17 protein-coding genes are annotated in these 22,248 nt (G+C 46.2%); 6 read left to right on the top strand and 11 right to left on the bottom strand.

Features of this window, described 5'->3' with window-relative positions; all coding sequences use genetic code 11:
• Nucleotides 1-12 precede the first annotated feature (12 nt).
• The 4 genes from A8709_RS17025 to kamA all read left to right on the top strand — a co-directional run bounded on the left by A8709_RS17025 (nucleotide 13) and on the right by kamA (nucleotide 5,245).
• The gene (locus A8709_RS17025; protein WP_065853561.1) at nucleotides 13-1,461 is read left to right on the top strand and encodes a sigma-54 interaction domain-containing protein; all 1,449 of its coding nucleotides are present in this window, start codon (nucleotides 13-15) and stop codon (nucleotides 1,459-1,461) included.
• Nucleotides 1,462-1,619: 158 nt separating this feature from the next.
• On the top strand, nucleotides 1,620-2,039 hold the full coding sequence (locus tag A8709_RS17020; protein WP_065853560.1) for a hypothetical protein: 420 nt from the start codon (nucleotides 1,620-1,622) through the stop codon (nucleotides 2,037-2,039).
• 123 nt (nucleotides 2,040-2,162) lie between these two features.
• Nucleotides 2,163-2,984: a transposase gene (locus tag A8709_RS17015; protein ID WP_244163229.1), complete on the top strand. Its 822-nt coding sequence runs from the start codon at nucleotides 2,163-2,165 to the stop codon at nucleotides 2,982-2,984.
• A gap of 866 nt (nucleotides 2,985-3,850) precedes the next feature.
• The gene (gene kamA / locus A8709_RS17010; RefSeq protein WP_141692569.1) at nucleotides 3,851-5,245 is read left to right on the top strand and encodes a lysine 2,3-aminomutase; all 1,395 of its coding nucleotides are present in this window, start codon (nucleotides 3,851-3,853) and stop codon (nucleotides 5,243-5,245) included.
• 896 nt (nucleotides 5,246-6,141) lie between these two features.
• Here the strand turns inward: kamA and A8709_RS17000 are convergent.
• Genes A8709_RS17000 through A8709_RS16970 form a run of 7 tightly spaced genes read right to left on the bottom strand, consistent with a single transcriptional unit; the run spans nucleotide 6,142 to nucleotide 13,293 of the window.
• Nucleotides 6,142-7,560, bottom strand: coding sequence for an aldehyde dehydrogenase family protein (locus A8709_RS17000; RefSeq protein WP_065853557.1), 1,419 nt, complete (start codon nucleotides 7,558-7,560; stop codon nucleotides 6,142-6,144).
• 23 nt (nucleotides 7,561-7,583) lie between these two features.
• Complete coding sequence (gene gabT / locus A8709_RS16995) at nucleotides 7,584-8,954, bottom strand: 4-aminobutyrate--2-oxoglutarate transaminase (protein ID WP_065853556.1); 1,371 nt, start codon at nucleotides 8,952-8,954, stop codon at nucleotides 7,584-7,586.
• 2 nt (nucleotides 8,955-8,956) lie between these two features.
• On the bottom strand, nucleotides 8,957-10,246 hold the full coding sequence (locus A8709_RS16990) for a peptidase (protein WP_065853555.1): 1,290 nt from the start codon (nucleotides 10,244-10,246) through the stop codon (nucleotides 8,957-8,959).
• Nucleotides 10,247-10,291: 45 nt separating this feature from the next.
• Nucleotides 10,292-10,954 (bottom strand): 3-oxoacid CoA-transferase subunit B, encoded by a 663-nt coding sequence (locus tag A8709_RS16985; protein ID WP_065853554.1) that lies wholly within the window; start codon nucleotides 10,952-10,954, stop codon nucleotides 10,292-10,294.
• Nucleotides 10,921-11,649 carry a CoA transferase subunit A gene (locus A8709_RS16980; RefSeq protein ID WP_065853553.1) on the bottom strand — a complete coding sequence of 243 codons (729 nt, stop codon included), beginning with the start codon at nucleotides 11,647-11,649 and terminating at the stop codon, nucleotides 10,921-10,923. Before A8709_RS16980 ends, A8709_RS16985 begins: the two co-directional genes overlap by 34 nt.
• Nucleotides 11,649-13,001, bottom strand: coding sequence for an aspartate aminotransferase family protein (locus tag A8709_RS16975; protein ID WP_065853552.1), 1,353 nt, complete (start codon nucleotides 12,999-13,001; stop codon nucleotides 11,649-11,651). Before A8709_RS16975 ends, A8709_RS16980 begins: the two co-directional genes overlap by 1 nt.
• Nucleotides 13,002-13,029: 28 nt before the next feature.
• Nucleotides 13,030-13,293 carry a YokU family protein gene (locus A8709_RS16970; RefSeq protein ID WP_065853551.1) on the bottom strand — a complete coding sequence of 88 codons (264 nt, stop codon included), beginning with the start codon at nucleotides 13,291-13,293 and terminating at the stop codon, nucleotides 13,030-13,032.
• A 188-nt stretch (nucleotides 13,294-13,481) separates the two neighbouring features.
• Between A8709_RS16970 and ablB the strand changes: the two genes are divergently transcribed.
• The gene (gene ablB / locus A8709_RS16965; RefSeq protein WP_084225041.1) at nucleotides 13,482-14,339 is read left to right on the top strand and encodes a putative beta-lysine N-acetyltransferase; all 858 of its coding nucleotides are present in this window, start codon (nucleotides 13,482-13,484) and stop codon (nucleotides 14,337-14,339) included.
• 23 nt (nucleotides 14,340-14,362) lie between these two features.
• Here the strand turns inward: ablB and rpoN are convergent, their stop codons facing one another.
• The 4 genes from rpoN to A8709_RS16945 all read right to left on the bottom strand — a co-directional run bounded on the left by rpoN (nucleotide 14,363) and on the right by A8709_RS16945 (nucleotide 21,015).
• Nucleotides 14,363-15,682, bottom strand: a complete 1,320-nt coding sequence (gene rpoN, locus A8709_RS16960; RefSeq protein WP_084225038.1) for an RNA polymerase factor sigma-54 — start codon at nucleotides 15,680-15,682, stop codon at nucleotides 14,363-14,365.
• A 172-nt stretch (nucleotides 15,683-15,854) separates the two neighbouring features.
• Nucleotides 15,855-18,884, bottom strand: coding sequence for an efflux RND transporter permease subunit (locus A8709_RS16955; protein ID WP_065853550.1), 3,030 nt, complete (start codon nucleotides 18,882-18,884; stop codon nucleotides 15,855-15,857).
• An 84-nt stretch (nucleotides 18,885-18,968) separates the two neighbouring features.
• The gene (locus A8709_RS16950) at nucleotides 18,969-20,342 is read right to left on the bottom strand and encodes a sensor histidine kinase (protein ID WP_244163228.1); all 1,374 of its coding nucleotides are present in this window, start codon (nucleotides 20,340-20,342) and stop codon (nucleotides 18,969-18,971) included.
• On the bottom strand, nucleotides 20,335-21,015 hold the full coding sequence (locus tag A8709_RS16945) for a response regulator transcription factor (protein WP_065853549.1): 681 nt from the start codon (nucleotides 21,013-21,015) through the stop codon (nucleotides 20,335-20,337). Before A8709_RS16945 ends, A8709_RS16950 begins: the two co-directional genes overlap by 8 nt.
• A gap of 178 nt (nucleotides 21,016-21,193) precedes the next feature.
• On the opposite strand from A8709_RS16945, the gene mreB reads away from it, so the two are divergent.
• A complete protein-coding gene (gene mreB, locus A8709_RS16940; protein WP_065853548.1) occupies nucleotides 21,194-22,237 on the top strand; it encodes a rod shape-determining protein in 1,044 nt (347 codons plus the stop codon).
• Nucleotides 22,238-22,248 lie beyond the last annotated feature (11 nt).

Here is a 22,248-nt window from a genome sequence, read left to right as displayed (position 1 = left end):
CGGGTGAACCTAATGTCTGAGCAGACAGAGTATGGAACTAAGTATTTTGCAAAAATGCTGAATATGATCGATGTCGGTGTTCATCTGATTGATAAGCAGGGAATCACTATCTTTTATAATGATAAAATGGCTGAAACGGATGGCTTTACACGAGCAGAAGTGTTAGGAAAGAATTTCTTCGATCTATTTCCTTCCCTCACGAATGAAACAAGTACGTTTATGAAAGTCCTGCAAACGGGGACGGATATTAGAGAAAAAATACAAACCTATGTAAGTGTTACAGGGAAAAGGATTACTACAATTAACAGCACATACCCGCTCATCGAAAATGGCGAAATCATCGGTGCCTTAGAGGTGGCCAAGGATATCACCAGCATCGTTCATCTGCATGATCAAATTCTAGATCTCCGGCATCAAATCTACGAATCTCCTTCTAAAATGAAGAAAACAGCCAGCTCCGCTCGCTACCATTTCAGTGATTTAATCGGCCAAAGTGAAGCCTTCCTGCAAACGATCGCTTTCGCCAAAAAGGCATCACGTACAAGCTCGCCGGTTCTACTATCCGGACCTACCGGTACGGGGAAAGAATTATTTGCCCAGAGCATTCATAATGCGGGTGCTCGTCGGCACCGGCTTTTTATAGCCCAGAATTGCGCCGCGGTCCCCAATGAGTTAATGGAAGGTATCATGTTCGGAACGGCACGAGGTGCATTTACAGGTGCAATTGATCGTGCTGGCTTATTCGAGCAAGCGAATGGCGGCACTCTATTTCTCGATGAGTTAAACAGCTTGGATTTAATGCTGCAAGCCAAATTGCTGCGTGTATTGCAAGACGGCATCATTCGCCGTGTTGGGGGTTTAGGGGAGCAGCAAGTCGATGTTCGCATCATCACCGCGATGAACTTAGATCCGAAGGAAGCATTAGCCAAAGGCTTATTGCGCAGCGATCTTTTTTATCGGTTAAATGTCGTGAATCTCTCCCTTCCTCCACTCGCAGAACGAAAAGACGATATTCCTCTCCTCGCTTCTCATTTTATTGAACAATTCAATCATCTCTTCGGCATGAAAATAGTGGGCATGTCGCCAGCAGCTTTGAATCGTCTCCTGACTTACCATTGGCCTGGCAATATTCGTGAATTAAGCCATGCTATCGAATCTACGTACAATATGATGGAATTAGAATGTGAAATCATTGAAGAGCATCATTTACCTTCCTATTTCTTGGGAAGTCCCAATAAACCGACACCGCCATCTCTGCGCTCCACGCTGTTGAACGATGATACGGAGCTGATCTCATCGGAAAGATTGACTGAGAAAGTAAAGCAATTGGAAAAGGAAACGATCCTGATGGCGTTGGAAAAACATCACTTCAATATCACGCTCACTGCGCAAGCTCTAGGGATCAAACGTCAGGCATTGCAGTATAAGTTAAATCGTTATGGTATCGTGAGGAAGCCTTAATAGCTAAGCTGTATACATTTCGACCCATACTTCACCAATAAAAATGACAAAACGACAACGGCTTTCGAGCAACATCACTCTATAAATCTAGTACGATATGAAAAAGGATTCATAGCGTGATTCGTTTTGCGAAATCCATCGTTTAAGGAGGAAGTCATGTGGCAAACCAAGTAATCAGCGAGGAAGAATTGATGCTTCTGCTCTCCCCCATTTCCCAAACAAATGCCCATGAATCACAAGAGAAACCAAAACTTACGATGAAATTACTGTATGAACTTATAAAAAAACTAAAAGAAGAGAATCTCATGTTGACGGATCGCGTTGCTGAATATGAACGAAAAATAGAAGTAATCTTTGAAAGTAAGAACGAAATCGCAACTACATTAGATATGTCATTCCATGAAAAACAGGGATTAGTAGCAGAGATTACAGCCGCGCCTGCTTCTGTTGCTCCGATCCATTGCCTCGTTCCACGCGCGATTCGTCATCCTGAACATAAAAAGAGACCCTTATGGTTTCTATTTGTGAAGTCAGCTTTCCAATTTCTTTTTCGAGGGTGGAAAGGTTATCACTTCTAACGTTATTTGCGAATGGAGACTCCATTGGAGTCTTTTTTTTTTCTACGACTGACCAATCAGCTAACAAGGATTTCCAGCCACCTCTGTTGAAGTATTTAGACATACTTTAACGGAGGTTTTCTCATGCCATTACCGAAGAATCGAATTATTCCAGAAAGAAAAATATACTTCCAACCCGAATTCTCTTACTGCGTTCACTGCGGAGCAAAACTGAAGCGAAGTCATACAGCTTGGAAGAAAAATATCTCTACGCTAAACGGTGTCATTCAAGCTTGGAGCATGGCCTATGTTTGTTCGAATCCAAACTGCGCATACCCAAAAACATACTACAAATCCGCGGAAGCAGCGTTGCTTGCTATGAAGCATACTTCGTATGGTTTTGACGTGCTTGCCTTAGTTGGTCAGCTTCGCTTCAAGCAACACATGACCATTGCTGAAATTACCGAAGAACTCACGGAGCGCGGTGTGTCCACATCGGAGCGGAACTCGCAAAGATTGTATGAACGCTATCTAACACTGTTACGCTCGAGTGTAACTGAATTTGCGAAGGTTGAACTTCAGCGTGTTGTCGTTCAACATGGGGGAATTATGATCTCCATGGATGGTGTGCAACCTGAGAAAGGAAATGAGACCCTTTATGTCATTCGAGAAGTGTTCAGTGGGACAATTCTCGTCGCAAAAAGCGTGAAAAGTAGTTCGGCCGAAGAACTGAAGAGCCTTATTCAACCGGTTATTGATCTAGGTTTTCCCATCATCGGTATCGTTTCAGACGGACAGCAGTCTATTCGTCTAGCTATGGAATCACTGCTACCAGAAGTTCCGTATCAGTATTGTCAGTATCACTATTTAAAAGATGTTTCTAAGCCTATCGTGGATCTAGATCGAAAATTAAAAACGGGCATAAAGAAAGTCTCCGCGGTATTCGTGCTATTGAAAGAAAGCTAGACCAAGATGTCTCCGAAGAAGCTGAAGTTGCAAAGGACTATTTGGCTGCGGTACGCTCGGTTCTTTTGGAAGATGGTAATCCGCCGCTAGATCTGCCAGGTCTTCGGATCTATGAGACATCAGAAGCCATTCAGGCATCGCTTGAAAGCTGCCTGAGTAAAAAAAGAGCCCTCTCTACTTCAAAACATAATCGGAATATTCAGTAAACTCAATGAATTCAGCTCACTATACGAAGATGTAAAACGTTGGTCACTCCCACTCCAGTACGTAGCAGAAATATTGAATCCGACTGACGATCAAAGTAGTGATTCGGTACGATTTCACATGCAGTGTTTGCTAGAGTGGGTAGATCTGGCCTATACCAAAGAAACTGATCAGATCATGGTTTCTAATCTGAAGAGCTATACGAAGGGATTCTGGAAAGGACTTTTTACCTGTTACGACCATTCGCATGTACCCCGGACGAATAATGACCACGAGAGATTCTTTCGAAAAACGAAAACACGCCATCGGCGAATGACAGGACTCCGGAGTTGGAACGAGTACATCGTTCGCTCAGGAGAATTTGTTGTATTTGTTGATGACGCACTCCGACAGAAGAACTTAGTAGGCAGACTCCAAAGCATTACCTATGAAACTTTTCATACCGAAAGACAACGATGGTCCTTACGGTTACAGGAAACAACCAAGCGTCGCCGATTCAGAAGAAATCCAGCAAAATATCTTAAAGAGACAGAAAACAAGTATTGTGCGTTAATTGGTCAGTCGTAGTTTTTTTTTGCGTTGACATTTGTTTTGGTGAATGTTGGTATCCTTTTTGCATCTTATTACTGATGAGAAGGTATTCTTATTGGAGGTGTGCAGGGATGGAGCGACGTGACTGGAAGCAAGTTGAGTTATGGCAACACGTAACGGATGAACAATGGAATGACTGGCTCTGGCAGCTTACACATACAATTCGTACTCTAGATGATCTGAAAAAAGTAGTGAATTTAACCCCTGAGGAAGAAGAAGGCGTTCGAATATCTACGCAAACAATCCCTTTAAATATTACGCCTTACTACGCCTCATTGATGAATCCTGATGACCCGCGATGCCCGATACGGATGCAATCTGTACCGATTTCTGCTGAGTTATTGAAAACGAAATATGATCTAGAGGATCCTCTTTTCGAAGATGAAGATTCACCTACCCCTGGGTTAACTCACCGTTATCCGGATCGCGTGCTATTTTTGGTGACGAATCAATGCTCGATGTATTGCCGATATTGTACACGTCGCCGCTTTTCCGGCCAAGTGGGAATGGGCGTGCCCAAAAAGCAGCTGGATGACGCAATTGCCTATATTCGGAACACACCAGAGGTGCGGGACGTTCTGCTTTCAGGCGGGGATGGGTTACTAATTAACGACAATATTTTGGAGTATATTCTGAAAAGTTTGCGGGCGATTCCCCATGTCGAGATCATTCGGATTGGCACGAGAGCTCCTGTTGTGTTCCCACAGCGCATTACTGAACATTTGTGTACAATTATCAAAAAATATCACCCCGTTTGGTTAAATACGCACTTCAATCATCCACTGGAAATAACGGAAGAAGCGAAGAAAGCCTGTGAAATGCTAGCGAATGTAGGCGTGCCTCTAGGTAATCAATCCGTTATTCTTGCTGGCATCAATGACAGCACGTATATTATGAAGAAGCTCATGCATGATCTGGTGAAAATACGGGTACGCCCCTATTACATTTATCAATGTGATTTATCGGAGGGTATCGGTCATTTCCGGGCACCGGTGTCCAAAGGTCTGGAAATCATTGAATCCCTTCGCGGGCACACTTCGGGGTATGCGGTACCTACCTTCGTCGTTGACGCGCCTGGTGGAGGCGGTAAAATTGCGCTTCAACCGAACTATTTGATCTCCCAGAGTCAAGATAAAGTCATTCTACGGAATTATGAAGGTGTGATCGTGGGTTATCCTGAGCCGAAAAATTATACCCCAGGACGTGCGGATGAGTATTTCAACGAAATCTACGGACTCGAGAAACAGCCGGAAAGCAACGGCATTATTGCGCTGATGAAAGATGAAAAATTCAGCTTAGTGCCAGAAAATTTGCGGCGGATCGGCAGAAGGAAAACGTACCAGGAAACACCGGAACACATGTCGTTGAAGGATAAACGGCCCATGCGGGATGAGATGAAGGACAAATTAATGAAGGCGCAGCATAAGGAGAAGAAAGTGAGTTCATCGGAACTGACTGTCGAGTAGATGGAAGTTATAAAAATCAGACCACGTTTAGTATAAACGAAAAGGCACCCCTAGATTGGTTCTAGCTGGTGCCCTTTTTATTGTTGTCGACAGCTTTATTGCGAAACGATATCAAGGTAAAAATACGACCACTTCCGTATCATTACAATTATATTCTACGATCCGATATCCAATTGGACAGACGATCTTTAGTGCACTCAGGCAATCTGAACTTATGACATGTATCCAATTTTCCACGTTTGGTGATATGTAGGGTTTGATTTGTTTTTGCAAATGGTACGTTTTCATGACTGAACGACTCAATTCCTCCATAATTAAATCCTCCAGTTCTAACTTAGAAGCTGCCTTTTTCTATGCCAGAATTTAATCCAAAGGTTATCATCATCATCGCGATAGAAACGTATTCCAATCCATTTAAGTGGTGTCCATAATTCTCTAAAATAATAGTTCGGCATAGTCATTTTCTCCTAATAAGGATAGTTTGTAATACCTATCATACACAGAGTTCGATGCGATTTGTGTAGAACGATGTCGAAAACCATATAAAGAAAACTTTATTATTGAGTTAAAAGTGAGAGACAGTTCCAAAAATCAGTTAGCTCCTTTGTTTCTGGCGATTATAAATCAAAAAACAAAGCTATCTCTTTTAGTCTTGTTTGACCTATAGAGACAGCCTCGTTTAATAAGCACAAGTTCTTGCCGAATAGGGAAACCTAATGTGCTTATTGCTTCAGATCTTGCGATTAATCAGGTCATAAGGCCACGACGAGTGCGTATTGTCGCATGAGGTACCAATTTGAGCGCATTCTTGAAGGATAAGCAATCATAGCGTGTCTATTACTTCAAAAATCGTGATAATTAGTTCGATAAGCCCACGGCGAGTGCGTATTCGTCCCCTACTTTTTAAAACAAATCAATTTCATTTCCGTCAATTCACGAATAGCGTACTTCACGCCCTCTCGCCCGTTTCCGCTTTCCTTCACGCCGCCATACGGCATATGGTCGACACGAAATGTGGGGATATCGTTAATCATGACGCCACCCACTTCTAGGGCTTCAGCAGCAGCTAGCGCTGTGCGGATATTTTCCGTATATATGCCGGCTTGAAGGCCATATTTGGAGTCATTCACCATTTGAATGGCTTCCTCCATCGACGAAACCTTGTTAATCATCACAATAGGAGCAAACACTTCTTGACAGGATACACTGGCTGAGGCAGCCACGTGAAGCAGAACGGTTGGATGTACGATATTTCCTTCTCTACGATTGCCTGTGGCTATGATGGCACCCAGCTTCTCTGCTTCCTCGATCCATTGCAAAGCACGCTCTGCATCGCGAGCCCCGATTAAAGCCGATACATCCGTCTGTGATTCCATAGGATGACCTACCCGTAGCTTCTCGGTCTGCTCTACGAATTTACGGACAAATTCATCATACAACTGCTCATGCACATAAATACGCTGCAGGGAAATGCAAACCTGACCGGCATAGGAGAAGGCGCCTGTGACCGCCCTAGCGATCATCGCATCAACATCCACCCCCTGATCTACAATGAGTGCGGAGTTTGAGCCTAGTTCTAAGATTACTTTTTTCAAACCTGCCTTATTGCGTATTGCGATACCAACCTCCGGACTTCCCGTGAAAGTCACGCCTTTCACTCTTCGATCCTGCACCAAGATGTCTCCAATAACACTTCCACTTCCTGTAACTACGTTAAGTGCTCCTGCCGGAAGACCTGCCTGCTCCAAAAGCTCCGCTAAAAACAAGGAGGATAAAGGCGTTTGGCCAGCTGGTTTCAACACGATGGTGTTGCCTGCGGCGAGAGCTGGACCTACCTTGTGCGCAACCAGATTCATCGGAAAGTTGAATGGCGTGATGGCCGCTACGACACCCAAGGGTTGATGAATCGTGTACGCGATGCGGCCCTCACCGCCTTGCGCTGCATCCATAGGGATCGTTTCACCCTGGATCCGCTTCGCTTCCTCCGCGGCAAACTTGTAGGTTGCGATCGTTCGCTCTACCTCGATTCTAGCCGTTGAAATTGGCTTAGCGGCCTCAAGCGCGATCAATTGCGCGCATTCTTCTTTTTTCTCACGAATCAATGAAGCTAACTTCTCTAGAATCGTCGCCCGCTCATGTGCAGCCATCTCAGCCATTCGTGGTCTAGCTTTGTCAGCTGCTGTGATGGCAAGCTCCACTTCGGCCGCATTAGCATAAGCGACTTCAGCGATCTGTTCACCGCTGTACGGTGAGAACAACGGACGATATTGTCCCGCTTCTACCCAAACCCCATCGATGAATAGCTGCTTTTTCATGTTGACCCCCCTTTCGGATATGTTTAGGATGGCTTATTCGCGTCGCAGCATCTCTTGAATGCTTGCTCCAGAACATCTAAGCCCTCCGTAAGCTGCTCATCCGTAATGACCAGCGGACTCAAAATACGTATCACATTGCTATATATCCCAGCACTCATAACGATAACGCCTTGCTGATGTGCCTCCTGCAAGATGCGAGTCGTCAAATCTTTGTCAGGTTTCTTCGTCAATGGGTCTTTTACAATCTCAATTGCGCTCATTGCGCCTAATGTCCGCACGTCGCCGATGCAGTCCATCTCCTGTTGCAAGTTGCGGAATCGCTCACGGATCGCTGCTCCAATCTGTACCGCTCTCTCAGCCAAACGCTCTTGCTCTAGCATCTCAATGACTTGCAGGGCAGCGACACAGCCTAACGGGCTGCCGCCGTAGGTTCCGCCGATCTCGCCGACACCGGGTGCATCCATGATCTCCGCCCGTCCTGTCACAGCGCTAATTGGTAACCCCGCGGCAATCGATTTGGACATCGTCATCAAGTCCGGGACAACGCCGAAGTGTTCCATCGCAAAAATTTTCCCTGTTCGGCCGAATCCAGTCTGCACCTCATCAGCAATGAATAAGATGCCGTATTTCTCACAGATGGCTTTGACGCCTTGCACATACTTGACAGAAGGGATTACAAATCCCCCTTCCCCTTGAACGGGTTCCATGATGATTGCCGCAACGTCCTCACCTGGAACTTCCGTTACGAAAAAATCCTCAAACTTCTGCAATAACTGCTCATCAACCTCATCCTGCGACATGCCAGCAGGCACACGATAATAGTAAGGGTAGGGCATTCGGTACGTATCCGGTGCAAAAGGGCCGAAGCCATGCTTATACGGCTTTACCTTGCTCGTCAAAGACATCGCCATGTAGGTTCTGCCGTGAAAACCACGCTCGAACGAAATCACAGCACGTCGTCCTGTACATTTACGTGCAATTTTCACCGCATTCTCCACAGCTTCAGCACCGCTATTCAAGAAGAACGTTTTCTTCGCATGGTCCCCTGGCGTAATCGCATTAAGCTTCTCCGCTAGGGCTACATAGGGCTCATACATCATGACATGGAAGCAGGGATGCAGGTAGTGCTCTAACTGGTCTTTCAACGCTTCCACCACTTTAGGCGGGCAATGGCCAACATTTAAGGAGCCGATCGCTCCGGCCAAATCAATAAACGTATTCCCGTCAACATCGGTAAGCAGTGCGCCTTCTCCTTTTGCTGCAAAGGTAGAAACCGTGTTGAAGGGGCCTCTAGGTATACTGGCCATGCGCCTCGCTAGCAATTCCTGAGCTCGAGGACCAGGTATCGCCGTCTTCATCTCTATAAACGTCGTCCGCTTCGGTTTCTGATCCATCTCTATGCCTCCGTTTCATCCAATTCACACCAATGAATCACGGTTAAAGTGATGATTTCCGCCACCTCGAACACACGTTCTATTTCAATATGTTCATTCGGGTAATGGGCCACGCCAGTGATGCCTGGGCCGAAAATGATACAAGGCGTTTCGCCGACCACTGTGAGTAAACCGCCGTCGGTCCCCCAAGGGGATGCTTCAATGACGGGTTCTACCTGCTTAACCTCCCGATACTGCTGTATAAGCACCTGCATCAACGCATGCTCCGGATCGACACATCCAGGCACCCATTGGGCGCCAAACCATGTCACACCCGGGGGATGTGCTTCAAACCATGGATCTTTATCACGGAGCCCTGCCATCCAACGGCTCATTTCCGCCTTGGCCTCTTCAAGCTTCTCCTCCGGGGCAACACCCATTCGTCCCTCCAAGTTCACGGTATCGGCAACAGAAGAAGGCCAATTCCCGCCTTGAATAACACCGATATTAATGGGGATTGGAATCGGGTTATTCGCGTACAACGGATCAGTTACCCGCGCATTCCTTAGCTCCTCAAGCTCCCGAATATGTTGAATGACAGTCATGCTTTTCTCAATCGCACTAACGCCTTCATACCTCGTACCGCCATGCGCGGAGCGGCCTTTGACCTCGATTCGAAACCACATAGAGCCTTGTTGTTTCGGAAAAATACGCATATTCGTGGGCTCTGGAATGAGTGCAGCATCAGCTCTATAGCCTTTGACAATAGCAGCCAAAGTTCCCGCTCCACCGCTTTCTTCTTCAATGACACTCTCGAAGATGACATCGCCCTTTAACTTCAAGCCCAAGCGCTGAATAGCTTCCAAAGCAAGTAAAAGTGAGACGTTGCCGCCTTTCATATCCGTCGCTCCGCGTCCGTACAGCTTTCCATCTACCACATGGCCGCTATAGGGATCATCCCCCCACATCTCTCGATTTCCTTCAGGCACGACGTCGATATGACCGTTAAGTATAATAGAACGCCCGCCGCCAGACCCTTTCAAGAAACCAACGACATTCGGGCTTCCTGTGAACCGATTACGGGGGGAACAGAAATAAGGATGGGTCACCAACATCTCGCCATCCGGCTCCCACATATCAACATCGAGCGCTAACGACCGCAATTTATCCGCAACAAGGAGCTGCACCTCTGTCTCATTTCCTTGTATACTCGGTATCCGGACTAATTCCTGTAGAAATGCTATGCCTTCATCCCGATGAAGACTTATCCAATCATGAATTTGCTTTATCAAGTCAGCGTTCCTAGGCGTCAAAGGAAATCCCTCCTTCAGGTTAAGAAGACGACGTAGAAGACTCATTTATGGAATGAAAACGAGTTGATCAGGAATAATTAACGTGGCTTCCGTATGACGAACAACATCCTCTATGGTATATGGCAGCATAATTTCTTTTAAAAGCAGCCCTTGCTCCGTAACCTCCATGACGGCCATTTCCGTAATAATTAACTTCACACAGGCGAGAGCCGTTAGCGGCAGATCACACGACTTTTTGACCTTGGATTCCCCTTGCCGGTTCACATGGTTCATTAGAACGATGACTTTTTTGGCTTTTTGCGCAAGCTCCATCGCCCCTCCGATCCCTGCCACCCGCTTCCCAGGTACGATCCAATTCGCCAAGTCCCCACGCTCGCTGACCTCCAACGCACCGAGTATCGTGATATCGATACAGCCTCTGCGAATCATAGCAAAAGCTATTGCGCTATCACAGTAAGATGCACCCGCTCCAATTCTGATAGGATAGCCGCCAGCATTGCAGAGAAAAGCATCTTCATCCCCTGCATGCGGGGCACCACCGGCACCCAAAATACCATTTTCCGCATGAAAAACGACTTGAACGCCTTCAGGCACAAAATCAGCCACTTTAGTCGGGATACCTATGCCTAGATTAACAGCCATGCCGTTCTTTAGTTCTTGAGCAGCCCTTCGCGCTATTCGGTCGCGGGTTTCTTTTCCCATACCCATTTCCAATTCACCCCTCTGCTCAAAATAACCATATCCACGAAAATACCCGGTGTGACAACACTTTCGGGGTCTAACGAACCGAGTGGGACGATCTCGTCTACTTCGGCTATCGTGAGTTTACCAGCCATGGCGACCAAGGGATTGAGATTTCTGCCGCTTTTATCATAAACAAGGTTCCCGTAGGGATCCGCTTTGCTCGCATGAATAATGGCCACGTCTGCCGTTAAAGCCGGCTCCACGAGATAGGTTTGCCCAGCGAGGGTAACCATTTCTTTTCCCTGAGCCATGATCGTTCCGACGCCTACGTCCACGAGGATTCCGCCAAGGCCAACGCCGCCTGCCCGGATTTTCTCACACAGCGTTCCTTGCGGATAAAAGACGACCTCCATCGTTCCCTCTTCCATCATTTGACCAGCGTTAGGATTAGAGCCGATATGGGAGGCGATGACCTTCTTCGCGCGTCCTGCTGTAACTAAGCGCCCAATGCCGATATCCGGAAATCCCGTATCATTGCCAATAAGCGTTAGGCCGGTTACCCCTTTTTGCAAAATCCCCTCGATTAATGTTGGCGGTGTGCCAATGCCCCCAAAACCGCCGTACATCAACGTGCAGCCATCTGTAATAGGCAGAAGAGCTTCCTCTAACGTTCTTATTTTACCGCCAACGACATCCTGAGAACGTTCACTTGGCACCATCAGATCTCCTCCATTTCAGATGGGATAACCTCTGCCATGACTTCTCGAATGGATTCGGCCAAAATCCTGACCAGTTGGTCGATTTCTTCCTCGGTAATGACCAAAGGTGGCGCGACAATAATCGCATCCCCTTCTCCATCGACCGCGCCTCCTGCCGGATACACGAGAAGTCCCTTGTGAAAGGCTTTCTCGATCATGCGCGAGGTGACACCGATATTTGCTGCAAACATACGCTTCTCGGTCCGATCCGCTACAAATTCTAATGCGATAAGCAGTCCTTGCCCCCGTACATCGCCGATTATCGCGATTCCATCAGCCATTTGTCTCAATCGGTTAAGCAAGATGGTCCCTTTAATCTCTGCGGCCTCGACTAATTGATGCTTCTCTATATAGGCGAGAACGGCTAGTGAAATGGCCGCCGATTGCGGATTCGCGCTGTACGTGTGGCCAGACATAATACTTTTGGATCCCTGTAAAATGGGCTCCATAACGTGATCTTTGGCCATCGTAGCTGCCATTGGCGTGTAGCCCGCGCTCATCCCTTTGCCCAGTGCGATTAGATCCGGTTCAACACCGTAGTGCTCCATACCGAACATAGCTCCTGTACGCGCAATCCCTGTCATAACTTCATCGGCGATAAATAAAATGTCATGCTGCTCGCAGATCTCCTTGATCTTCTTGTAATAACCTGCCGGTGGCACAATCGCCCCGCCTGCAGCACCAATAATGGGTTCCGCAATAAAAGCAGCGATATGCTCTGCACCGATTCGCTTGATAGCCGTATTCAAATCATCCGCGCATGCCATCTGACAGCTTGGAGACGTTTTACCCAAAGGACAACGGTAACAATAAGGTGGAGCGACAACAGGCAGATCCGCTAAGAGGGGAATAAACCGTCTTCTTCGCAGAACATGACCTGACATCGAGAGGGCACCCATCGTGATCCCGTGATAGCTCATTCGCCGGGAGATCACCTTGTTTTTACCCGGGCGTCCCCTCTCTTGCCAGTACTGAATTGCCATCTTCATCGCCGTTTCGGTGGCCTCAGAACCGCTGTTCACGAAAAATGTCCAGTAATCGTTACCAGGTGCCAAATCACTCAGTTTCTTCGCCAGTTGTTCTGCGGGTTCGCTCGTAAACTGTGAGCGATAGACAAAAGATACTTTGCTCGCCTGCTCCATCATGGCATCAACGATCTCTTGCACGCCGTGCCCAATTCCGGCAGTAACTGCTCCTGAACAACCGTCTATATAGGCTTTGCCTTGATCATCGTATAAATAAACACCTTTCCCGTATTGAATAGTGGGATAAGGGTGATCCAAAATCGGCTTGATTACATGCTCCCGCTTCATAAAGCACCCCCAGGGACTAGGACTCGGTTTATTTCAGATAGAAATATTTCATTCGCGGAGTCTTCAACAAATCCTCATAGCGAAAAATAGTTCCTAATGCGGATACATCATGCCAGTAAAGAGTTTCCTCAATCAGTTGTGAAGTACTTTCCAAGACATACGTACGACAATTGGCACATTCGAGCGCAGGAACTTCCAAAATCTGAACCGCCAGCCGCCCATCAGGCATGATCCAATAACAATCTTTCACACTTTCATGAATATCTTCTGATTCACACCACATGCAACTCATATGCGTCCGTCCTCCTTCATATGGTATAGAAGATTCTTACGCCTATATGTGTATGGTGCAAAATCGATGCCAACTTTTCGCAGAAGGCACCCATTTCGGCACTAGGTAAGTTGTCATGGGAAAAGCCGCCAAACTTTTTGCACTTGTTATTTTTTTGCAGCAAAATGCAGGGTGAAGGGGGAATCAAGATGCCTAATGAACTGCCGTCATATACGAATCAGATTGAGAGCGGAACGGATTATACGATTATGTTTTGCCTGGATAGCTTGAATAAAAGGCTGCGATTGGATGACTATCGAGGAAATATAGATGCTATCTACGAACGAGTCGTAGAAATTGCCAAAGCGCATACGTTGACCAAATTATTTATCAAATCACGTGAGCATGACTGGCAAGCTTTCTTATCGAAGGGCTGTATGTTGGAAGGTATTTATAAAGGCTACTATAACGGCTCTGATGCTTACTGTATGGCTTGGTATGAAGACCTAGAGCGTCGCACCAGTGATTATTGGCTGGAAGAGGATCAGATCATCAAACAAGTGTTCGCAATCCCTCTTAAACCAGATCGACCAGCCGTTCCAACTCATTGTACGTTACGCCTTGCTCGCAGCGAAGACGCTGAATCTCTTGCCAATTTATATAAAGAGATCTTCCAAACCTACCCAACGCCGATGCATGATCCTGCCTATGTCGCTAAAACCATGCGCGAGGGTACGATCTATTATCTCGTTGAAACGGCAACACAACTGATTAGTGCAGCCTCTGCTGAAATCAATACGGTTTATGCCAATGCAGAAATGACGGATTGCGCGACACTCCCTGCCTATCGAAACTTAGGGCTCATGAGACTGCTTATGCATGCGTTGGAAGAAGATTTAATCTCTCGCCATATCACTTGCGCTTACTCCTTATCTAGAGCTCTTTCATTCGGAATGAATGCTGTCTTCTTCCAGTTGGGTTACCGATATTACGGCAGATTGACCAAAAATTGCGATATTTATGATAAGTTTGAGGACATGAATTTATGGGTCAAATCACTAAAATGAGATAGACCCGCCATGTATGACAACTATATGCGTTTCCTGCGCACAGAAGAAGAAATGCCGAGCTCTTCTCTATATTTGGTGACGGTCCTACGTGAAATATGAATGCCTTCTTGTCTTAGGAGATCAGCCAGCTTTTGATCGGAGTAAGGCTTTTCGATGTTTTCCTCGCTGATGCATGCCTTGATTCTCACTTTGACATGTTCGGAGGACGCGGTTTCTCCGATCTCCATTTGCAATCCTGCTGGGAAAAAGTACGTAAGCTCAAAGATCCCCCAGGGTGTTTGAGCGTATTTACCAGCTGTAGCGCGACTGACCGTCGATTCATGCACGGCCAACTTATCCGCGATATGCTTTAACGTCATTGGTTTGAGATGGCCGGCGCCATGCCAAAAAAAATCACTTTGTTCCTCCACTATGGCTTGTGCAACGCGGTGTATAGCTTTTCTTCTTTGGTCCAAACATTTCAGGAAGAACCTCGCTGCATGTAGTTTGCCAGTGAGGAACTTACTGGCCTCGGCATTCTCATTGGTATTTTGAGCCATACGTTCATAATGACCATTAATCGCAAGGCGGGACGATGCTGCTTGATGGAGCAGTACGACGAGTTGATCTCCTGCCTTTTCGACGATGACTTCAGGAATCAAATAATGAACGGGTTCGATGTGAAAAGCTGCGCCAGGTCTAGGATTTAATCCTTTGATCAAATCAATGGCAGTTCGAAGTTCTTGTGTCGATACTTGCAGCTCTGTCGATAATTTATGAATGCGATATTGGGCCACATCTTGCAGATGATTTTGAATTAATATCGTCATGATCGGAAAACTTTCTGACAACGACTGGACTTGAAGCAGCAGACATTCTTTGATATTTCTTGCTCCTATGCCAAGCGGTTCAAAACTCTGCAAAATCCTCAATGCGCGCTCCGCTTGGGTCAACGTGACGTTACAGGCTTTCGAAATTTCAGGCAAGTCGACGGTTAGATAGCCATTATGATCTAAATTTCCAATCATGTAGTGCAGAATCTGACGCATTTCTGGTGAAATTTGCTGTACAAAGTGCAGCTGCTCCTTGATATGTGTTTCTAAGGAAACGTCGTTCGATGCCGCGACATGTAGGAAGTAGTCATAGTTGGGGTCACGCTTATGCTGGTAGGGACGAGCGACAGAATAGGCTGCCCCATCATCTCTCGTAAATTCCAAAACCGGATTATCGACGATCTCCTGTTGGACAACCTCCAGCAATTCCGGGGTCGACAGTTGCAGGATCGTTATCGCTTTACGCAGCTGCGGGGTCATTCGCATTTTGGCTGCCTGTATGTGGAACATGCCGTACCCTGGGCGCACGCACACCACCCCCTATCGTTACTCCATCTATATGTGGCTAAATCCAGCCCCATGTTTATGCAGGGAAATAAAGGGATTTAGAGCAGAAAAAAAACGCCCTCAAAGAGGACGTTTTTTCTACTTTGTATTTCCCTAGATATGTTCCACATGTTTCCAAACTATGTTCCACATATTACTCGAAATTCTCAACTTCCTGAACCTTACGGCGCTTACCCGTAATGAGATAAATGACTGGCAGTACGATCAAAGTAAGCAATGTCGATGTTGCAAGTCCGCCGATAACCGTAATCGCCAAACCACTAGAGATGAGGCTTGAGGATGCGGATTTCGATAATGCGAGCGGGACAAGCGCAAGAATGGTCGCGCAAGCGGTCATCAGAATCGGTCTCATCCGGATTTTGGCTGCTTCTACGATGGCTTCGGTTAGATCCATACCGGTCTTACGATTTTTCTCAACACGATCGAGTAGCACGACAGCGTTCGTAACAACGATTCCGACAAGCATGAGCAATCCGATCATGACACTCATCGATAAGGATTGACCTGTAATCAGAAGGCCTCCCAAAGCCCCTACAGGCACGAACAGCAAGGACGAGAGAATGATCAGCGGCGTAAGTAATCCACCGAAAGTCATACTCATGACAAGGAAAACAAGGCCTATGGCAGAACCGATTGCGATCCCGATGCTGGCGAAGCCTTCGTTAATCATTTCGAGTCCGCCGCCGAATTTAAGCTCGACCGTACTCGGAAGTGCTAAGCTTTCGATATCTTTTTTTACATTTTTAGTTACCTCAGCGGTGTTAGAACCTTTGATCTGTGCACTCACCTTCGCAAAAGGTTTACCATCCTCGTGATTGACACTGGTCGGTGCAGAAGATTCGGACACATCTGCGATGTCTTTCAATTTCTTAACTCCAGCCGCGGTTGGTATAGCAATATCTTCTAATTGTTGTTTGGAACCAATTTGTTGTTTATAGGCCATCGTAATGGCTATGGCTTTTCCGTCCAATGTATAGGTTCCTACACTCAACGGGCGCAATTGTTCATTTACGACCTGCATGATTTGGAAAGAAGAGATATTCGCATCTCTGCCTGCTCCATTAAGTGTCAGCACCCACTTTGCTGTTACATCACTGAGATTATTCGTGATTTCCTTCAGCTCTGTGTTTTGCTTTAATAATTGCTCGACCTGCTTCGATGCTGAAGCCAAGTCATTCGGGTTATTCGAATAGAGACTGACGTCAATCGCATTCCCAGTCGGTGGGCCAGATTCTTGAGCGCCAGCTTTCGCTTCAACTTTGGTATCTGGAACCGAAGCCACAACGATTGGCTGCAACTCTGTATTCATTTTTGCCAACATAGGATCGATGTCAGTTCCCTCTGCGAATGTAGCGTTAAACGTCGCTTTATTACTTGGACCCGTTAGCGCAAATGGATTGTCACCTTTGCCTCCAATGTCTACTTTGTAATCCACGATGCCAGGCAACGCTTTAACATAAGCTTCAACAGCCTCGCTGACTTTTGCCGTTTGATCAAGCCCACTCTTTGTTGGCAGCACTAAGTTAATTTGGGCTGTCGGCGCAGGTGTCGATGGCAAGAACGTAACACCAAGCACAGGAATTGTAGCCAGAGAACCTACAAGGAGTACAATCGCTGTACCGATGGACAATGCTTTACGCTTCAATGCGCCGCGTAGAAGCTTCTCGAAGCCGCGCTGCAGGAATCCTTCCTTCTCATGACCCACGGCTTTCTTGAAGAACTTCGCACCCAGAATCGGAATGAGCATGACGGATACGAGTAATGAAGTGACAATCGAAATAACGACCGCGTAGGAGAATGGGCGAAAGAACTCTCCGATGATTCCCGACACGAAAGCAAGCGGCAAGAACACAACAACCGTCGCAAGCGTGGATGAGGCTACGGCGCCAATCACTTCTTTCGTAGCTTTATAGGCAAGTTCCTTGCCTTTCATCTCGGTGCCCTTTTCCTGACGCCATCTATAAATGTTCTCAATAACGACAATGCTATCGTCGACAATTCTTCCGATGGAAACGGCTATGCCTCCAAGCGTCATAATGTTGAGTGTGTAACCCATTTGATGCAACACAGCAATCGTTACGAAGATCGAAATCGGTAACGAAATAATAGAGATGATCGTAGCTCGAACGTTACGAAGGAAAAGGAAAATGATCAGGATACAAAATAATGTACCGTACAATCCTTCTCTCACCAAGGAGGAGACAGAATGTTCAATTTCCGCACCGGAGTCAGAAATGACATGCGTGTCCAACCCTCCCGCGCCTTCATAGGTCGCAAGGGCGTCCTTCACCAAGTTGGCGACATCCGCCGTGTTGGCGTCTTGGTTTTTCAAAACAGAGATCGTAAAACTCGGATTCCCATTAAAACGTGTAATGGAATTTTGTGACGATACCGTTGTAATCTCAGCGATATCCGTGAGTTTCAAGCCTGGAGCTAGCTTCAAATCTTTAACCTTTTGCAGGGAATCCAGATTGCCCACTAAACGAATCGGAATTGTGGTTTGATCCTGCGTTACAGTTCCGAGCGGAAGCGCGTAATTGAGAGATTGTATAGCATTTTGAATACTTGTTAACGAAATACCCGCTTGGGCTGTCTTCTCCTTGTCGACTTGTATCCGGATTTCGGATGAATCCGTACCGCCTAGTGTAATGGAGTTGACACCTGCAAGCTTGCGAAGCTTAGGAACGACTTCGTTCTCGAGCTTATCTTGCAGTGCCTGTGCATTCTCTTTGTTAGAAAAGACGGCAGCTTCATAGATAGGTGCTGAATTGATGGACAACCGTTGCAAGGAAACCGTTGCGCGATCAGGCAATTTCAGCTTCCCAATAGCAGCTTCAACATCGGCATTCGCTTTGTCCATATTGGTCCCGAATGGATATTGGAGAAATATACTCGCCATATTTTCAGATGATGTACTTGTTAACGAATCGTAACCCTTCATCCCGAGTAAAAGACTCTCGACAGGTGTGGTAACCTCATTCTCAACCTCTTCAGTTGATGCACCTGGATAACTCGCTTGCACAAATACGGCAGGGAATTCAAGGTCAGGAAATGTCTGCTGCTTGATCTGCGTCGCCGAGTATAGCCCATACCCTAACACAAGCATACACAGAATAACGACGGCTACCCCGTTCTTAAGACTCAATTTTGTAATCCAACTCATATCTCTCTATCTCTCTCCTCTCTCTTTCTCTGGCTAGTATAACGCACCAAGATGGATTCAATATGAACAGTAGTTTACAAATGATCAAATGGGATTGCGTTCCACTACGTGTCGAAGTGGCAATTGTACAGTAAAGGAGGAACCTCCCCAGACAGAAGTTGATACGAGAATTTCGCCATGATGGCTATCCACAATTGGTTTGACGATAGAAAGTCCGAGCCCGTTCCCCTGAATCGAACTATTGCGGGATTTGTCGACCTTGTAGAAAGGCATAAAGATGCTCGAACGCAAATCCTCAGGAATGCCTGGACCATTATCGGAGAAGGTGACAAACACAAGCTTCCCTTGAATCACAGCGCTAACTTGAATCTTTCCAGCTGCAGGAGTGAATTTAATGCTGTTGCTCAATAAATTGACCCATACTTGATTCAACTGATCTTCCTCTGCTTCAATCTGAATCTGTTCAAATTCAATGTCGAGCGCGATTTGTTTCCCTGCCCATTGAGGCTCTAAGGTGATCATCACATTCCTTAACTGCTCATCCAACCGATACATACTAGGCTTCAAAGGAGAATCCTTATGCTGCAGGTGAGATAATTGCAGGAGATTTTGGCTTAATCGGGATAACCGCTTACTCTCCTCCTCGATAATGGTCAAATAATGCAGCCGGCTTTCTTCGCTCATCGCTTTATGTTTCAGCGCTTTGGTAAATCCTGTTATGGAGGTTAGCGGTGTCTGGAACTCATGCGAGACGTTGGTAACGAATTCCTGGCGCATTCGATCCAGATTGGCTAGTTCGATAGCCATTTCGTTAAAACTGGCCGTCAATTGGCCGATTTCATCTCGGCGATTCGACGGTAACTGAATATCGAATATCCCCTTAGCCATCCGTTTGGTCGCCTGCGTTAAACGCTTAATCGGTTTTACGATAAAACGGGCTGCGATGAGAATCAATAAGCTGCCGAGTATGAGTACGGAAAGAAGCAGCGTTTGAACAACATACGAGAAAACATGTTCAAGTTTCCCTGAATCCAACGTTAGAAATAAGGCATAAGACTCTCCATTCGACTGAAAAGGAAGCCCCGTAAACACCTGATGCTCCTTACCGACGTCTACTTCACGAAAGACATTGCCCGCAACGACACTTTGAATGCTATTAGGTTTTACTTGAATGAACAAATTATTCTGGTTTAGGATCGCATCGCCATTATGATCATAAATCTGGATGCTCGTATTCGATATACCGGATACGTTCTGCATAAAAGGTTGTAGTTGTGCAGACGGGGTTGTCTGGTACGTTTGAATGATCTTTTTGCCGTTAGCGATGAGGTTATCCGTTACCAGATCATTGAGTTGCCTTTGATAGATCAAAGAAATGATGTAGAACGACAAGATCAAGCTGATAATGACAGCGCCAACGAAAGTGAGTATGATCCTTACGTATAATGATTTAATCACGGGTAACCTCCAGCCTGTATCCGAGGCCGCGGAGTGTCACAATCCGGAATTCCGATTCGAAACTCGTGAATCGTTCCCGGAGCCTTTTTACATGAACATCCACGGTTCGCTCGTCCCCATCATAATCGAACCCCCAAATATCTTCGATCAGATTCACTCGTGTAAATAATTGTCCAGGATAGCTGCCAAGCTTGTATAAAAGCTCGAATTCTTTCATTGGCAATGTCAGGGGTGGATTGTCTCGATAATTAATTTGGTAACTCTTGCGATCTAAAATAACTTCACCAAGCTTGATAGTTTGGGAAGTGGATACACCGTAACGTTTCAGCAGGGCTTTTACGCGCAACACAAGCTCAACAGGATCGAAAGGCTTGACCAAATAGTCATCTGTCCCAAGCTGAAACCCTTTAATCCGGTCAGGAGCTTCCCCTTTCGCAGTGATCATCAGAATCGGCGTATTGCCATGCTGGCGCAACTTTACACAGAGCTCCCAACCATCCATGTGAGGCATCATGATATCCAAAATATAGAGATCTACCGGGTTAAACTCGGCATATTCCCACGCTTCAGCGCCATTGGGCATTTCTATAATCTCAAAGCCTTCGTCCTCTAAATACAAACGAATCAGCTCACGAATATGTATATCGTCGTCAACAATCATTACTTTTGGCATCGTAATTCCCCCTTGTTCCTGTACTAATATACCGTTCGTAAGTGAACTCAATATGAACACTAATTAACATAAATTCGACACGAGCCCCCTTAAAACGCGGAAAGGACCAGAATACTATATAGACGTGAATGCCACCTCCAAGGCCATCTTACTTACAATCAAAGGAGGAAAATGAGTAATGTTCAAACAATTCGATAAGTTATTTGGGATAGATTTAGGTACATCCAACACAGTCATTTTCGAAAAAGGAAAAGGGATTGTGCTCAACGAACCATCGGTCGTCGCATTTAATCAACATACAGGTGAGTTACTTGCCGCAGGGGCTGAAGCGCAAGCCATGATTGGTCGAGCTCCTGCCCATGTGGATATCACGTATCCGTTAATCAATGGTGTCATCGCAAATTTTGATAAGACAAGCATCATGTTAAATCATTTTATCAAAAAAATACAAGGTAGACCCTCTTTTCTGCGGAGCTCTCAGATTTACATAACGGTGCCATGCGGGATTACGAATGTCCAGAAGCGGGCCATCGAAGAAACGATCGTCCACAAAGGAGCCAAAAAAGCGATAGCCGTTGAGGAACCTATTGCTGCAGCTCTCGGTGCGGGACTTATGCTCGATGAACCTGTCGGTCACTTAATTCTCGATATCGGTGGCGGAACATGTCAGGTAGCCGTATTGTCGCTCGGTGGCATCGTTGCCAGTCATACGATTAATCGAGCCGGGTTATCCATTGATCGTGATATTATCGAATATGTGAAACGACAATATAACATGGAAATCGGAGCACCAACTGCTGAGCACATAAAAAAACAAATCGGGACATGCAGTACGTCAACGGAAGAACGATCGCTCGATATCCGTGGACGTGATTTGGTTGATGGATTGCCCCGTTCGATCCGTTTGGTATCAAGTGAAATTTACACGGTAGTTAATGAATTCTTAGTTACCTTGATCGAAGCGATACGAGCGACCTTAGAATTATGTCCTCCAGAGCTTGCAGGCGATGTAATGGAACAAGGGATTCTGCTGTGTGGAGGCGGCGCGCTTTTAGATGGCATCGATGAACGGATTCGTGTCGAAACTGGCGTTGCCGTACATATCGCGGATAAGCCGCTTGAATGTACCGCACTGGGGACAGGGATGATGCTCGGTGTGTATAAAGCGAAGAGCAGGCCTACACGTCTAGAGGATAGCACCATTGAGGAAAAAGCTGTTTAATTCAACACAAA

Source organism: Paenibacillus pectinilyticus, assembly GCF_001700435.1.
Taxonomy (GTDB): domain Bacteria; phylum Bacillota; class Bacilli; order Paenibacillales; family NBRC-103111; genus Paenibacillus_E; species Paenibacillus_E pectinilyticus.
Note: the sequence above shows the minus strand (reverse complement) of the source record. Positions and strands in the feature narration are given on the sequence as shown.

Excerpts from the sequence above, each read along its gene's own strand:
- A8709_RS17000 (WP_065853557.1), bottom strand. The coding sequence starts at position 7,560 with ATGAAAAAGCAGCTATTCATCGATGGGGTTTGGGTAGAAGCGGGACAA.
- kamA (WP_141692569.1), top strand. The coding sequence starts at position 3,851 with ATGGAGCGACGTGACTGGAAGCAAGTTGAGTTATGGCAACACGTAACG.
- A8709_RS17015 (WP_244163229.1), top strand. The coding sequence starts at position 2,163 with ATGCCATTACCGAAGAATCGAATTATTCCAGAAAGAAAAATATACTTC.
- A8709_RS16955 (WP_065853550.1), bottom strand. The coding sequence starts at position 18,884 with ATGAGTTGGATTACAAAATTGAGTCTTAAGAACGGGGTAGCCGTCGTT.
- A8709_RS17025 (WP_065853561.1), top strand. The coding sequence starts at position 13 with ATGTCTGAGCAGACAGAGTATGGAACTAAGTATTTTGCAAAAATGCTG.
- A8709_RS16985 (WP_065853554.1), bottom strand. The coding sequence starts at position 10,954 with ATGGGTATGGGAAAAGAAACCCGCGACCGAATAGCGCGAAGGGCTGCT.
- mreB (WP_065853548.1), top strand. The coding sequence starts at position 21,194 with ATGTTCAAACAATTCGATAAGTTATTTGGGATAGATTTAGGTACATCC.
- A8709_RS16970 (WP_065853551.1), bottom strand. The coding sequence starts at position 13,293 with ATGAGTTGCATGTGGTGTGAATCAGAAGATATTCATGAAAGTGTGAAA.
- ablB (WP_084225041.1), top strand. The coding sequence starts at position 13,482 with ATGCCTAATGAACTGCCGTCATATACGAATCAGATTGAGAGCGGAACG.
- A8709_RS16980 (WP_065853553.1), bottom strand. The coding sequence starts at position 11,649 with ATGGTGCCAAGTGAACGTTCTCAGGATGTCGTTGGCGGTAAAATAAGA.
- A8709_RS16945 (WP_065853549.1), bottom strand. The coding sequence starts at position 21,015 with ATGCCAAAAGTAATGATTGTTGACGACGATATACATATTCGTGAGCTG.
- gabT (WP_065853556.1), bottom strand. The coding sequence starts at position 8,954 with ATGGATCAGAAACCGAAGCGGACGACGTTTATAGAGATGAAGACGGCG.
- A8709_RS16975 (WP_065853552.1), bottom strand. The coding sequence starts at position 13,001 with ATGAAGCGGGAGCATGTAATCAAGCCGATTTTGGATCACCCTTATCCC.